Source organism: Alsobacter sp. SYSU BS001988 (assembly GCF_054796215.1).
In genome coordinates this window covers 1-13,232 of record NZ_JBTAMK010000020.1, presented here as the reverse complement: position 1 = coordinate 13,232, position 13,232 = coordinate 1, and the positions used below count along the sequence as shown (strand labels likewise).

The window sequence follows — 13,232 nt, the reverse complement described above, 5'->3', positions numbered from 1 at the left end:
ACCTCCTCCGCCGTCATCCGGCGGCGGCGCGGAGCGCCGGGAGGGGGATCCCGGAAGCCGGCCACGAGGATTTGCATCCCCTTCCCCTCCGCCGCCGCGGCTCCGGCCGGGGATGACGGGGAGAGGTCGAGGGGCCTTACATCAGTCGCCGCCCTCGCCGCCGCCGACCGGCGCAACGAAGCCGCCCCGCCCGGAACGGCGAAGCGGCTTCGAGGATGCGGCCCAGGTCAGCCCTGCGGGAGCTGTCCTTCGGGCGTGTATTTGTCGACGGCCTCGGGGAGCTCCCGCGACAGCCGCGCAAGCAGCTCTTCCCGCGACAGCCCCGTCTGCTGCGTCAGCGTGCTGAGCACGTCGGGCCCGATCGCCTGCTCCAGCTGGTCGGGAGCGATGGGCTGGTTCGGCCCCGGCTGGACCCAGGACTGGGCCGTCTGGCCGTGGCCGCTCTGGTTGAAGCGCTCCAGCAGGTCGCTCAGGCCGCCGCTCAGGAGGCCTCCGACGCCGGCGCCCCCGAGCCCGCCGAGAAGGCCGCCCAGGCCGCCGAGGCCGCCGCCCTGCCCGCCGCCGAAGCCGCCGCCCTGTCCGGTGAGGCCGCCGAGCAGCCCGCCGAGACCTCCGCCCTGGCTCGTCCCGGGTTGACCCATCCCGGACGGGTCCGCGCCTCCCTGGCCCATGCCCCCCTGGCCGGCTCGGTTCTGCAGGCCTCCGAGGAGCTCGCCCAGCTTGTCCCTGTTCTGGTAGCCGGCGACCGCCAGCAGACCCAAGAGCGCCGTCATCGATGGAAAGCCGCGGCTCATCTGAAACCTCCCTGGTTCATGGGATTCAACGCATCGTTCGGCGTCCGCCTTCGGCGAACGCGGCAGGCCCCTCAACCGGCGCGGCGGCTGTTCGTTCCGACGCGGCGGCCGCTAATCGTCGAAACTCGGCACCAGTCTCGCCTCGATCAGAGGCGCCCTCATCCGGAAATAGAGCCCGGCGGGACGGAACTCGACCGTGGTCTCGGCCCTCGCCTGCATCCGGAGCACCTGCTGGAGCATCTCCAGGCCGACGCCGCGCTTGGATGGGGGAACGACCTCGGAGCCCCCCTCCTCCCGCCACTCGACGTCGACGAGGCGCTTGCCCTCGCCCTCTGCGAGGCGCCAGGCGACATGGACCTTGCCTTCTCCCTTCGCCAGGCCGCCATGCTCGACGGCGTTGACGACGAGCTCATGAAAAGCCATCCCCAGCGGAACCGCAAGATCCGCGGCCAGGTCCACCGCCGGGCCCTCGATCGAGAAGCGCCGCCGAAGCTCGGGCGTCAGCGTCGCGATCTCGTTCTCGATCAGGGCCTGGACCCGCGCCGTCTGCCAGTAGTCGTCCGTCAGCAGCGCATGGGTGGCCGACAGGGAGGCGATCCGCTGCGAGAAGATGCGACGGAACGGCTTGTCCTCGCCCCGCGATTTGGCCGTGACGGTGAGCATGCCGCTGAGGAGCGCCAGCATGTTGCGCACCCGGTGGTGCAGCTCGCGGATCAGGAGGGCCCGGCGCTTCTCGGCTTCGGCGGCGGCGGCCAGCGCCTCGTCGCGCAGCCGGACGGCGCGGCGCAGCTCGATGTGTCCCATCGCCTGGCGCGCCAATGCCTGCAGCACGCCGACCTGCTCCGTGGTCAGGGTGCGAGACTTGAAGTCGAGGATGCAGAGCGATCCCAGCGGAACGCCGTCGGCCGTCGCGAGGGGCACGCCCGCGTAGAATTTGAGGTTCGGCGCCCCGGTGACCAGGGGATTGCAGGTGAAGCGGGGGTCGGCCGCGAGGTCGTCGACGACCAGAGGATCGTTGCGCAGCAGCACGTGCGAGCAGATCGAGACGTCGAGCGGGGTCTCCCGGATCCCCAGGCCCACCTCGGCCTTGAACCACTGGCGCTTGTCCTCGATCAGGGTGATGACCGCGATAGGGCACGAGAACAGCGACGCCGCCAAATTCACGAGGTCGTCGAATTCCGGCTCCCGGGGCGTATCGAGGATGCCGTAGGAACGAAGCGCGGCGATGCGGGCGTTTTCGTCCCAGGGCGCCAACGACATCGCTTTAATCCGACTGATATTTTCAGAGATCATGCGGATTGAACGGCCAGACGGCCGTTTTGTTCGGCAGACTCCCGCAAACAGGGCTCCAATGCCTGGCGCGCATGAGCGCAGGCGCGCGGCTCAGCGTCAGCGCATGACGGTGGCCAGCGTATCGCGCAGCACGCGCCGGATCGCTTCGCGTCGCCCCGACAGGGTCTGGCCCGGCTTCAGGGGCCGGATCTCCAGGATGGCGGAGATCAGCTCGGCGGAATGGAAAGGCTTGCCGACGAAGGCCGTGCGCTGCATCTCGACCTCGTCCGTCGCCGGATAGCCGGTGATGAAGACGACGGGCAGGTCCGGCCTCGTCTCCCGGCATCGCGCCGCCAGCGCGTCGCCGCGCATCCGCGGCAGCCCGATATCCGTGATGAGGAGATCGACGCCGGGATGCCGCTCGAACGCCTCCAGGCCAGCCGCCCCGTCCTGCGCCTTGATGACGGAATGGCCCATCTCGCCAAGCATTTCGGCGACCGTGAGGGTCACGAACGGTTCGTCCTCGACCAGAAGGATCGCGAGAGGTCTGCCCATCGCCCCGCCTCAGCCGACCAGGCGCTCATCATGCCAGGAACTAAGGCCAAGTCACGGCCGCGCTGAAGATCGAGCGAAAACGTCGGTTCAGCGGCGGCGCGGCCGTTCACGCCCCGGGGCGGGCGAGCGCGACGACGTTGGAGGCCCCCTGGGAGGGGACGGCGGCCGCCTGCGAGACGACCTGCTGGATCGCCGACGCGAGCGCGTCGGGGCGGTAGGGCTTGGTGATCAAGGCGAAACCCTCGGCCTTGGCCCGGGTCGCCGCGTCGCTGTAGCCCGTCGCGAGCAGGACCGGCATCGACGGCCAGGTCGAGCGCACCTGGCGGGCGAGCGCCAGGCCATCCAGTTCGCCGGGCATGACGAGGTCCGAGAAGACGAGGTCGAAGTCCGGCGCGCGCGCCAGGAATTGAAGGGCCTCCTCGGCGTTCACCGCCGCTTCGACGGCGTGGCCCCGTTCCGTCAGGAGCGCGGCGGCCACTTCGGCCACGTGGAGATTGTCCTCGACGAGCAGGATCTTCAGGCCCCGGCCGTCGATCTCGCCGCTCCGGGCGGCCTCCCCGGCCGCGGGGTTCTCCGCCGTTTTCGCCTTGGGAAGATAGAGCGTGACCGTCGTGCCCCTGCCCACCTCGCTGCGGATGTCCACGCTTCCGCCCGACTGCTGGGCGAAGCCGTAGACCTGGGACAAGCCCAGTCCGACGCCGCGGCCCACCTCCTTGGTGGTGAAGAAGGGTTCGAACACCCGGGGAAGGAAGTCGGCGTCGATTCCGACCCCGTCATCGGAGACGCTGACCGCCACGGCGTGGCTGAGCCGGCCGTGACCCATCACGAGGTTCTCGGTCTTGATCCTGAACGCCCCGCCATGGGGCATCGCGTCCCGCGCGTTGACGGCGAGGTTGATGAGCGCGACCTGGATCTGGGAGACGTCCACCTCGACGGGCCAGAGCTGGTCGGCGAGGTCGAACTCCAGCCGGATGTCGCCCCGCAGCGACTGGGAGAGGATGTCGTCCATCCCGGCGATGAGGGCGTTGAGGTCGATGGCGTCGGGGAACATCGGCTGGCTGCGGCTGAAGGCCAGGAGTTTGCCGGTGAGCTTGCGGGCCTGCTCGACGGCGTGCAGGGCCCCGTCGATGAGCCTGGGCCGCCGTTCCTCGCGGGCGCGCTTCAGCAGGTCGAGATTGCCCATCACGACAGTCAGAAGATTGTTGAAATCATGCGCGATGCCGGACGCGAGTTGCGCGATCGCGGCCATCTTCTGGACGTGGTGGGCCTCCGCGCGCGCCCTCTCGACCTCTTCCTGGGCCGCCTTGCGCTCCGAGATGTCGCGGGTGACCTTGGCGTAGCCGAGCATCTCGCCCCGGTCGTTGCGGATCGGATCGATCACCACGTTCGCCCAGAAGCGGGATCCGTCCTTGCGGACGCGCCAGCCTTCCTGCTCGTAGCGCCCATGCCGGGCGGCCATGTCGAGCGCCAGCCCGGGCTTGCCGGCGGCGCGGTCCTCGTCGGTGTAGAAGGTCGAGAAATGGCGCCCGACGATCTCGTGCTCCTGAAAGCCCTTCAGCCGCGCCGCGCCCATGTTCCAGTTGGTCACGACGCCCTGCGGGTCGAGCATGTAGATGGCGTAGTCGGTGACGCTCTGGACGAGCAGCTTGAACCGCTCCTCGCTCTCGCGCAGCTTCTCCCGGGCGGCTAGCCGGTCGCTGATGTCGCGCGTGACCTTGGCGAAACCGATCACCTCGCCGTCGTCGCCGTAGAGGGGGTCGACGATCGCATGCGCCCAGAACCGCGCGCCGTCCTTGCGGATGCGCCAGCCCTCCTGTTCGGACTGGCCCTCCTCGCGCGCGACCTGGAGCACGCGTTCGGGCAGCCCGGCGAGGCGGTCTTCCTCGGTGAAGAACACGGAAAAATGCCGGCCGATGATCTCGCCGGCCTCGTAGCCCTTGAAGCGCTTGGCGCCGGCGTTCCAGCTGCGGACCACGCCGCTGCGGTCAAGCATGTAGATGGCGTAATCCTTAACACCCTCCACAAGTCGACGATACTGATCGTCGCTGATGTCTGGTCGTGAGTCCGGCGCCCCGGTCATGTCGTCCGCCCACCCTGATCGTTGCGCCGGTGACGTAACCGGTTGGAACGCGCCCGGGGGCGATTTGTTCCGACCGAATTAAGCAGGATCGCGTTTCAGCGGCCGCTTAACGAACCAGGGCGGCGTCGCCGCCGCCCTGGGATAGTCTTCCGAGCCGGACGCCTTAGCGGTTGCTGGACAGGAACGAGCCCACCATCCAGGCCAGGAGCCCCACGCCGACCGCCGCCGCGAGCGGCTCGTGAGCGGCCTGGTTGCCGATCCGGGACGCGTAGTCCCGTCCCACCGACATGGCGTCGGACACGTCGTATCCGCCCCACTGGTTGCGGGCGCGGTCGGCGTAGTCGCTGACCGTGTCGCGCGCCCGGCGGTACTGCTTGTCGATGTCGCGCTGATAGTAGTCGTTCGAGCGCCCGCGGCCGAAGATGAGGTAGGCGGCCAAGGCCCCGAGCGCCGCCGTCGCGACCGGATGCGACGTCACCGTGTTGTAGGCGTACTCGCCGCCCTGCTGGGCGATGCGCGCAGCGTCCTTGGGAGTCGCGCCCTTGATGGCGTCGCTCGCCTGGCTCACGGCCTGCCGGGCCGTGTCGGCCGCCTTCGAAGCGAATTCGCTGACCGAGCCCGCGGCGCCGGAGGCGCTCTCGGCTCCACCCTTGGACCCGCCGCCCTGCCAGTTCTGATCGGTTGCCATCTTCGTCTCCTTGCCTGTTCGAGTGCACTGGAAACGACGTTCGTGGGGGTCAGTTCCGTTTGTTCCAGCCTGACCAGCGCCATTCGGCTCCGGCCGCCCTGGTCACGAGTTCCTAGCCGACGCGGGCGACCCGGCGGGGCCCGCACGGAGCGTCCGAATGGTGCGGCCGCGTTCGACGAGCGCGGTGAACTGCGCGCCGAGGCGGTCGACCTGCGCCGGGGAGCGGGTATGCGCCTCTTCGGTGGCGGCCTGGGACCAGGCGTCGAGGTAATGCGCCACGATCACGACCGAGTAGTAGAAATGCTCCTTCTCGGTGCCGCGAGTCACGGCCATCCGTCCGGCGGACGCGTTCAGTCGGGCCACATAGGCCTGCCTTGCGTCGACGGACTGGCTGACGAAGGCGCTGACGCCGCCGAACTCCTTGGTGAAGGCCTCCCAGAGATCGAGCACCATCAGGGCGACGTCGTCCCGCCGGCCGGGCGGCATGGCGTCGAGCCCGGCCAGGACGTCGATGAGCTCCGGATCGTCCGGCGGAGGCGGCTCGGGCTCCGCGGTCCCGACCCGGCTCGGCAGCAGCGACGCGACCTTGCCGATGGCGGCCGCGGCGATGGGCGAGCCGTCCCGGATCGCCTGCGCCGCCTTGCCGGCCGCCGTCGCCGCATGGGGCAGCGCCTTGTCGCGCCAGCCTTTCAGAACGGCGACCCAGGAGCCGAGAAGCGCCAGCGCCGCCTTGCGGTCGAACGCGGACGCGCGGTCGCCGGCCTTGGAGGGCTCGGCGCCGGGGGGCTCGTCCTCATGGCGCTCGGTGTCTTGGCGTTCGTCGTCTTGGCGCGAGGACATGGTCACGACCGCTCGGCCGGCGCGGCGACGTCGAGCGCGCGCGCAGGGTGGACGACTTCGACGGCCGCCGACGGGGCGGGACGGCCAGCCGACTCGGCGAAGATCTCGAGGAACCGCGCCTGGATCTCCGGGGCGCCGTAGCCGTCGCGCAGCACGCGACGCTGGGCGTCGGCGGCCAGGCGGGCGCGCAGTCCAGGGACGCCGGCCAGCCGGGCGACGGCCTGCGCCAGCGAGACGGCGGCGGGCGTGGGCCCGCCCGCCGGCGCGCCGGCGTCGTCGTCGATCAGCAGGCCGGAAACCTCGTGGTCCACGAGACGGCGCGCGCCGGGAAAGTCCGGCACGACTATCGCCACGCCGCAGGCCGCCGCCTCGATAAGGATCCGCGGCACGCCCTCGGGATAGCGGGTCGGAAGCGCCAATACGTGCACGCCGGCCAGCAGGCCGGGCATGTCCGTCACATGGCCCAGGAAGGTGACGTCGGAGCTTCGGCGAAGCGCCTCGATGTCATCCTCGGAGAGCGCGTCGGCGCTGCCGCCGTCCCGCCATCCGGCGATCAGCCATTTGACGTCGAGGCCCTGCGAACGGACGAGCCGGGCCGCCTCGCAGAAGGTGTCGACGCCCTTGGAATGGAGGAGCCGCCCCGCGAACAGCACCCGCATCGGCGCAGCGGGAGGCCGACCCGGCACGAAACGCGAGAGATCGACGCCCGTCCCGGCCAGCAGGATCGCGCGGTCGGCGGGCAGGCCGAAGCGCTCCATGAAGAAGGCGCGATCCGACTGCGTCTCGAAGGTCACCCGCACGCCCGGATAGGCGAGCGCGGCGCGGTAGAGGGCCTCCACGGCGAGGCGCCGCAGCCGTCCCAGGCGCGAGGCGCCCGCGGACGTGGAGAAGACGAGGCCCAGCCCCGGGATGGTCGCGACGAAGCCGAATCGCCGGCCAAGCGCCAGACGCGCGGCCTGGAGCGCCATTCCGCCGAGCAGAACCGGCTTGATCGTGATCGCGTGGACGACATCCGGCCGGATCCGGCCCAGCGCCGTTACGAGGCCGCGGACATAGTTGAGGTCCGCCGCCGGATCCAGCTTGGAGCGCACCAGAGGGAGGACAGCGATGTCGAACCCGCAGGCCGCCAGCTCCGGAGGAATCGCCTGGCTCTGCGGCCCGATCACCGTCACGGTCCAGCCGGCGGCGGCGGCCGCCTGAGCGACGTGCAGCCGATGCGCGACGAAGTACGGAAAGTCATTCGTGAGGACGACAAGTTTCATCAGATTTCACATGACGGTGGGGCGTCCAACAAGCTCGCCCATCCGCGAATTCGTGGCCTGATCTCGAAGGGATGACGTCGCCCGCAGGTTGCAAGCTTACTTGACGCGCCGGGCCAGTGCAAATATCGCAGCGGCTCAGACATGGCCGATGGCCGCAACCTTGGAGGCCTCGATGGCGAAGACAGCCCTGGTGACGGGTATCACGGGACAGGACGGGGCCTACCTGGCCAAGCGTCTCCTGCAGCAGGGCTACAGGGTCGTGGGCGCCTATCGGCGGTCCGCCAGCGTCAACCGGGGACGGCTGGCGGAGCTCGGGGTCGAGAACGAGATCGAGTTCATGGAATTCGACCTCTTCGAGTTCGGCAACATCCTGCGCTGCATCGAGAAGGCGAGGCCCGCCGAGATCTACAATCTCGGGGCGCAAAGCTTCGTGGGCACGTCCTTCGAGCAGCCGATCTACACGGGCGAGATCGACGCGCTGGGCGTGACCAAGATCCTTGAGGCGATCCGCATCGTGGATCCCAAGATCCGTTTCTACCAGGCGTCCACCTCCGAGATGTTCGGCAAGGTCCAGGCCGTCCCGCAGAAGGAGGACACGCCCTTCTATCCGCGCAGCCCCTACGGGGTGGCCAAGCTCTACGCCCACTGGATCACGGTGAACTACCGCGAGAGCTACGGCATCCACGCCTGCTCCGGCATCCTGTTCAACCACGAATCTCCGCTGCGCGGGCGCGAGTTCGTCACCCGCAAGATCACCTCCACGATGGCGGGCATCGCGGCGGGCAGCGGCGAGACCCTGCAGCTCGGCAACATGGACGCCAAGCGCGACTGGGGCTTCGCCGGGGACTATGTGGACGGCATGGCCCGCATGCTGCAGACCGACGCGCCCGACGACTTCGTGCTCGCCACCAACCGGACCACGACGGTGCGCCGCTTCGTCGAGCTGACCGCCGAGGCGCTCGGCGTCAAGCTCGCCTGGGAAGGCGAAGGGGAGAACACGAAGGCGCTCGACCCGGCCACAGGCAAGACTGTCGTGGCGGTGGACCCGCGCTTCTTCCGTCCGGCCGAGGTGGACCTTCTCATCGGGGACCCGTCCAAGGCGAAGGAGAAGCTGGGCTGGGCGCCCCAGACCTCGCTGGAGGAACTCGTCGTCATGATGGCGGAGGCCGACGCGCGGCGGCTGAAGAGCGGCGGCTTCCGGTTCTGACCGGCCCGGCCCGATCTCGCAGGTTCAGCCCGGCGCGTCCCCTCGCGCCGGTTTTTTCGTTCGGACGTCAGCGCGGCTTGCTCGCCACCACGGCGTAGCCGCGCGGGCCGAACAGCAGTTCGACGACCTCGGGCGGCAGCCCGCCCTTGCTCGGATAGCCCTGGCGCCAGGAGTGCGGGCGCAGCATCCGCACCTTGCCGCCTCGAAGCCGACCGTGTCCAGGAGGCATTCCAGCAGTTCGGGCGGCAAAGGCTTCTGGTGCGTCGGGTCGAGTTGGAGGCTCCACGCGCCGACGAGCACGTTCTCCGGATTCGGCGTCTCGAAGAGCAGCGAGCCGCCGGGCGCGAGCACGCGCTGAATCTCCAGGCAGAAGCGGACCAGCACCGGGAATGGCAGGTGCTCGACGAGGTGGAACGCGGTCGCGACCGCGACCGAGCCGTCCGGCTGGGCGCACGACCCCTCCAGGGCGTCGGCTCTGAGCACAGGGAGGCCGCGCTCCCGCGCGGAGCCGAGCTGCGCCTCGTTGTTGTCGACGCCGAGAACGTCGCATCCGGCCTGCTGGGCGACCTCCAGCCACTCGCCCTGCCGCAGCCCAGATCGACGACCCGTCCGCCGCCGAGGCGATCGAGGGTCTCGCGGACCTCCGGCGATAGGGCCGCGACCCGGTCCCGGATCTCCTCGCGCGAGCCCCGGAAACGGTCCTCGAAGGTCGCGTAGAAGCGTGACAGCAGCGGCGAGAGCGCCTCGTCCTGCGCCTCGGGGGCCGGCTTGGCGGTCTCGTTCTCCGCGCCGCCGTCGCGCATGGCGGCCTTCAGGTTCGCGAAGCGGGCGGACAGGTCGGAATAGGCGCGGCGGGCGCGGGCGGACTCGCGCTCGACGCGGTCCATCAGCTCGGCCGTGCTCCCCTCGATGGCGATCAGCCTGCCGTCCTCACGCTCCAGCCGGTGGTTGAGCGCCGTCACGCCGTCGTCGACCTCGCGCTTCATGCGCGACACGTGGCCGGACCAGTCGGATTCCAGATCGGCGACGCGCCGATCGAGCTCCACCAGGAGCCGGTTGAGCCACTGGACATCGGCGATCGTCTGGGGTCCGAACCAGGCGGCGAGCATCCGGGTATAGAGCGCGCGCACGACCGAACACGACGCACGAAGCGACCGACACCGGGCAAACCTTCTCCTGCAACAGCAGTGCGAAAGGGCCGACGCCCGGCGCAGCGCAAAGAGGAGAAGGCGCCCTGCTGTCAAGAAAGGCGCCCTGCAGGGTTGGCGGGGCAGGATGGACTTTGTAAACACCCGTGGTCCAACCCGATCGGAACCCGATGTCCCACCCTCGAATCGCCATCGACGTCGTCGCCACGCGATTTCCACTGACCGGAATCGGCAACTACACGATGGGCATCGCGCGAGGCCTCTCCGAATTGCAGGAGACGGACCTCGATCTTTTCGCCTGGACCGGGCGCCGCGCCAAGAGGCTGGCGGACTTCGTCGAGGGCTTCCGGCCCGTAAAGGTGGCGCCCGGCGTCGGCCAGGACCTGAAGCCCGCCGAGCCGGCGCGGGGCCTGTCCCACCAGATCGCCCGGGCGAAGTATCTGGCGGTGCGTGGCGCGGACGTCCTCATCGATGCGGCGCAGGGGACGAGGCCCTTCGACCTCGTCTATGCGCTGGGCTTCTTCCCGGATCCCAAGCTGAGCGGCCAGGCGATCCCGGTCATCTACGACATGTCCCCGGTCCGCTTCCCGCAGATGCATCCGAAGGACCGCGTGCGCTGGTTCGAGGCGGGCCTGCGCCGCATCGAGACGGCGCCGCTCTTCGTGACCATCTCGCAGTTCTCCGCCGACGAGGTCATGAGCATGCTCGGCGTCGCGGCCGAGCGCATCCGCATCGTCCCGCCCGCCGTCGACGAGGCCTATGGGCTCCAGGGCCAGGAGGAGCCCGCGCCCCTGGGACTGCAGAAGGGCCGCTATCTGCTCAGCGTCGCCACGCTGGAGCCGCGCAAGAACTTCAAGACGCTGGTGCAGGCCTATTCGCGGCTGCCCGAGGCGACGCGGGCCCGCTGGCCGCTCGTGCTGACGGGCCAGCTCGGCTGGGGAGACCTCGACCTGCCGGCCGCCTCCGAAGCCCTGCGGCGCTCCGGGCAGCTCATCCTCACGGGCTATGTCGACCAGCAGACGCTGCGGCGCCTTTATCAGTCCGCTGCCGGATTTGTTTATCCCTCCGTTTACGAGGGCTATGGCATGCCGGTCAGCGAGGCCTTAGCCTGCGGAACGCAGGTGGCCGTCTCCAGTGGAGCCGCAACGGAAGAAGCCGCTTTCGGACACGCGATCACGGTGGACGCGATGGACGTTGATGCATGGTCGCAGGCGCTGGCGAGGCTCTGCGACGCTTCCGTAGGCGAGACGCCGGAAGACCGCGACCGGCGCTCCCGCGCGGCGACGCAATACACCTGGGCGGAGGCGGCGCGGCGCACCGTCGGCGCGTTCGACGCCGTTCTCGGCTCCGGTCGGCCGGCATGACCCTTGCCCACTTCGTGCATGACCTGTGGCGCCGTCTGCCCGCCCGGCAGCGCCGCACGGCCTATGCCTGGCTGAGCGCGGCGGTCGCACCCCGGCCCGATCCGTCCGCCCCCGCCAACGCGGGGCCGCCCTGGATCGTGGCGGGCGTGCTTCGATCGCCCTCGGGGCTCGGGCAGACGGCCCGGCTGGCGCTGGCCTCGCTGCGCGACCACGGGCCCGGCGCCGCCGCCATCGACCTGACGTCGGCCCTGATGCAGCCGGCCAGCCTGCCGGACCTCGACGCCGCCGACTGTCCCCTCGGGCCGGGAACGATCCTGCTCTATGTCACGCCGCCGAACATGCCCCGCGCGCTGGCCGCGATCGGACGCAAGCGGCTGAAGGGCAAGCGGCTGGTGGCGGTGTGGGTCTGGGAGCTCGAGCGGCTTCCGGACAGCTGGGTCCAGCAGGCGCGCTTCGTCCACGAGATCGCCGCGCCGACCCATTTCGCCGCCGAGGCGATCGCCCGGTCCACCGGCCGCCAGGTGCGCCGCCTGCGCTATCCGCTGGCGCTGGAGCCGAGCCTGGAGCGCCAGCAGCCCGTGGGGCCTTTCAAGATCGGATTCGCCTTCGACATCGCCTCGACCGAAGCCCGCAAGAACCCCTGGGATCTCATTCAGACCTTCGAGGCGGCCTTCGGCCCGAAGGACTACGTCCTCTTGTCGATCAAGACCCGCTCGGCCGACTACGACCGCCACGCCTGGGAACATTTGCAGAGTCGAATCAGCGCAATGGGCTCGCGGGCGGAACTGTTTTGCGAGGACTGGTCGCGCGAGCGGACGCTGGAGTGGATGGCGTCGCTCGACCTCTACGCCTCGCTGCACCGCTCGGAAGGGTTCGGCCTGACCCTGGCGGAGGCGATGCACCAGGGCGTCCCCGTGCTGGCCACCAACTGGTCCGCCACGGCGGAATTCGTCGACGCGCAGGTCGGATTTCCGGTGCCCTACGTCCTCGTGCCGGTTGAGGACCGACAGCAGCGCCACGACGTCGAACAGGGCCGCTGGGCCCAGCCGGACGTCGCGAAGGCCGCGGAAATTCTGCGCGAATGCTACGTGAATCGCGGGACATTGGCCGCCATCGGCCGCGCCGGGCGCCGCAGGATCGAGGACGAGTTCTCGGCCGCGGGTTTCATTTCCGACCTCGGCGTGCTATCCGGAGCCCTCGCTCAAAGGTCGGAGTGACCGGTCGGAGAACCTGGAGTTGAACGGGTTCCGCCGCCGCGGCGGCTTCGCCTTGAACAGTGGCCCCGGCGACGCAGCATCCCGTGAACCGCTGCGCGTGTTGATCCATTGGCAAAGTTTATTCTTAAAGGCTTTGCCACAATATGGTACTACGCGTCGTCTAGTTCCTCGTCATTGGCCGGGGGCGTTGCCAGCGCCCGGATGTCGCGATTCTTCATGGTGAGCAATGTCTGACGAAGTGCATGATGGTAAGCCGCTCGGCCCTGGAGCCATCAAGACCGCGCTTCGCGCCACCCGGCCCGCCCTCGCCACGGCCGTCGTTTTCAGTTTCTTCATCAACGTCCTGGCCCTCGCCGGGCCGCTCTACATGCTGCAGGTCTATGACCGCGTGCTGTCCAGCCGCAGCCTGAGCACCCTGGTCGCGCTAACCGTCATCCTGGCTTTCGTCTACGCGGTGTCGTCGGCGCTGGAGATGCTGCGGTCCAAGATCCTCGTCCGGGCCGGCGTCAGGTTCGACAAGGTCGCCAATCCGGACGTGTTCCGCGGCGTGCAGCGCGCGACGATCATCCAGCCGAGCCCGCGGCACGTGCAGTCGCTGCGCGACGTCGACACCATCCGCGAGTTCTTCACGGGCAGCGGCCTGTTGGCCTTCTGCGACTTTCCGTGGGTGCCCGTCTACGTGATCGCGGCCTTCGCGCTGAATCCCATCTATGGCTGGCTCGCGGTCGGCGGCAGCGTCATCACCTTCGGGCTGGCGCTGGCCAACGAGTACTCCACCAAGAGCAGCCTCGACCAGGCGTCGCGC

General features: G+C 69.5%; 12 protein-coding genes and 1 pseudogene. 4 read left to right on the top strand and 9 right to left on the bottom strand.

Annotation, left to right across the window (positions count from 1 at the left end):
- Positions 1 to 227: 227 nt before the first annotated feature.
- The 7 genes from ACYVO7_RS23350 to ACYVO7_RS23320 form a co-directional block, all read right to left on the bottom strand.
- Complete coding sequence (locus tag ACYVO7_RS23350; protein ID WP_460452171.1) at positions 228 to 794, bottom strand: YidB family protein; 567 nt, start codon at positions 792 to 794, stop codon at positions 228 to 230.
- Between the two features lie 111 nt (positions 795 to 905).
- Positions 906 to 2,054: an HWE histidine kinase domain-containing protein gene (locus tag ACYVO7_RS23345; RefSeq protein ID WP_460452170.1), complete on the bottom strand. Its 1,149-nt coding sequence runs from the start codon at positions 2,052 to 2,054 to the stop codon at positions 906 to 908.
- Between the two features lie 129 nt (positions 2,055 to 2,183).
- A complete protein-coding gene (locus ACYVO7_RS23340; protein WP_460452169.1) occupies positions 2,184 to 2,621 on the bottom strand; it encodes a response regulator in 438 nt (145 codons plus the stop codon).
- A gap of 106 nt (positions 2,622 to 2,727) precedes the next feature.
- Entirely contained in the window at positions 2,728 to 4,701 is a 1,974-nt protein-coding gene (locus ACYVO7_RS23335; RefSeq protein WP_460452168.1) for a hybrid sensor histidine kinase/response regulator, read from the bottom strand.
- 163 nt (positions 4,702 to 4,864) lie between these two features.
- Positions 4,865 to 5,389, bottom strand: a complete 525-nt coding sequence (locus tag ACYVO7_RS23330; protein WP_460452167.1) for a hypothetical protein — start codon at positions 5,387 to 5,389, stop codon at positions 4,865 to 4,867.
- A gap of 102 nt (positions 5,390 to 5,491) precedes the next feature.
- Positions 5,492 to 6,229 (bottom strand): hypothetical protein, encoded by a 738-nt coding sequence (locus tag ACYVO7_RS23325; protein WP_460452166.1) that lies wholly within the window; start codon positions 6,227 to 6,229, stop codon positions 5,492 to 5,494.
- Between the two features lie 2 nt (positions 6,230 to 6,231).
- A complete protein-coding gene (locus tag ACYVO7_RS23320; protein WP_460452165.1) occupies positions 6,232 to 7,491 on the bottom strand; it encodes a glycosyltransferase in 1,260 nt (419 codons plus the stop codon).
- Positions 7,492 to 7,663: 172 nt separating this feature from the next.
- On the opposite strand from ACYVO7_RS23320, the gene gmd reads away from it, so the two are divergent.
- Entirely contained in the window at positions 7,664 to 8,698 is a 1,035-nt protein-coding gene (gene gmd / locus ACYVO7_RS23315) for a GDP-mannose 4,6-dehydratase (RefSeq protein WP_460452164.1), read from the top strand.
- Between the two features lie 67 nt (positions 8,699 to 8,765).
- Here gmd and ACYVO7_RS23310 read toward each other — a convergent pair whose 3' ends face one another.
- Positions 8,766 to 8,891 carry a hypothetical protein gene (locus tag ACYVO7_RS23310; protein WP_460452163.1) on the bottom strand — a complete coding sequence of 42 codons (126 nt, stop codon included), beginning with the start codon at positions 8,889 to 8,891 and terminating at the stop codon, positions 8,766 to 8,768.
- 20 nt (positions 8,892 to 8,911) lie between these two features.
- A pseudogene (locus ACYVO7_RS23305) lies at positions 8,912 to 9,289 on the bottom strand (class I SAM-dependent methyltransferase); the annotation flags it as partial.
- Positions 9,290 to 10,016: 727 nt separating this feature from the next.
- Here ACYVO7_RS23305 and ACYVO7_RS23300 point away from each other — a divergent pair.
- The 3 genes from ACYVO7_RS23300 to ACYVO7_RS23290 all read left to right on the top strand — a co-directional run.
- Complete coding sequence (locus ACYVO7_RS23300) at positions 10,017 to 11,210, top strand: glycosyltransferase family 4 protein (protein WP_460452162.1); 1,194 nt, start codon at positions 10,017 to 10,019, stop codon at positions 11,208 to 11,210.
- The gene (locus ACYVO7_RS23295; RefSeq protein ID WP_460452161.1) at positions 11,207 to 12,427 is read left to right on the top strand and encodes a glycosyltransferase; all 1,221 of its coding nucleotides are present in this window, start codon (positions 11,207 to 11,209) and stop codon (positions 12,425 to 12,427) included. Before ACYVO7_RS23300 ends, ACYVO7_RS23295 begins: the two co-directional genes overlap by 4 nt.
- Positions 12,428 to 12,653: 226 nt before the next feature.
- Positions 12,654 to 13,232, top strand: a 579-nt coding sequence (locus ACYVO7_RS23290) for an ABC transporter transmembrane domain-containing protein (protein ID WP_460452160.1), incomplete at its 3' end; no start/stop codon positions are given.

What these genes read in the sequence shown, in the direction of transcription:
- ACYVO7_RS23350 (WP_460452171.1), bottom strand. Translation starts at nt 794, where the DNA reads ATGAGCCGCGGCTTTCCATCGATGACGGCGCTCTTGGGTCTGCTGGCG.
- ACYVO7_RS23300 (WP_460452162.1), top strand. Translation starts at nt 10,017, where the DNA reads ATGTCCCACCCTCGAATCGCCATCGACGTCGTCGCCACGCGATTTCCA.
- ACYVO7_RS23295 (WP_460452161.1), top strand. Translation starts at nt 11,207, where the DNA reads ATGACCCTTGCCCACTTCGTGCATGACCTGTGGCGCCGTCTGCCCGCC.
- ACYVO7_RS23340 (WP_460452169.1), bottom strand. Translation starts at nt 2,621, where the DNA reads ATGGGCAGACCTCTCGCGATCCTTCTGGTCGAGGACGAACCGTTCGTG.
- gmd (WP_460452164.1), top strand. Translation starts at nt 7,664, where the DNA reads ATGGCGAAGACAGCCCTGGTGACGGGTATCACGGGACAGGACGGGGCC.
- ACYVO7_RS23325 (WP_460452166.1), bottom strand. Translation starts at nt 6,229, where the DNA reads ATGTCCTCGCGCCAAGACGACGAACGCCAAGACACCGAGCGCCATGAG.
- ACYVO7_RS23335 (WP_460452168.1), bottom strand. Translation starts at nt 4,701, where the DNA reads ATGACCGGGGCGCCGGACTCACGACCAGACATCAGCGACGATCAGTAT.
- ACYVO7_RS23330 (WP_460452167.1), bottom strand. Translation starts at nt 5,389, where the DNA reads ATGGCAACCGATCAGAACTGGCAGGGCGGCGGGTCCAAGGGTGGAGCC.
- ACYVO7_RS23320 (WP_460452165.1), bottom strand. Translation starts at nt 7,491, where the DNA reads ATGAAACTTGTCGTCCTCACGAATGACTTTCCGTACTTCGTCGCGCAT.
- ACYVO7_RS23345 (WP_460452170.1), bottom strand. Translation starts at nt 2,054, where the DNA reads ATGTCGTTGGCGCCCTGGGACGAAAACGCCCGCATCGCCGCGCTTCGT.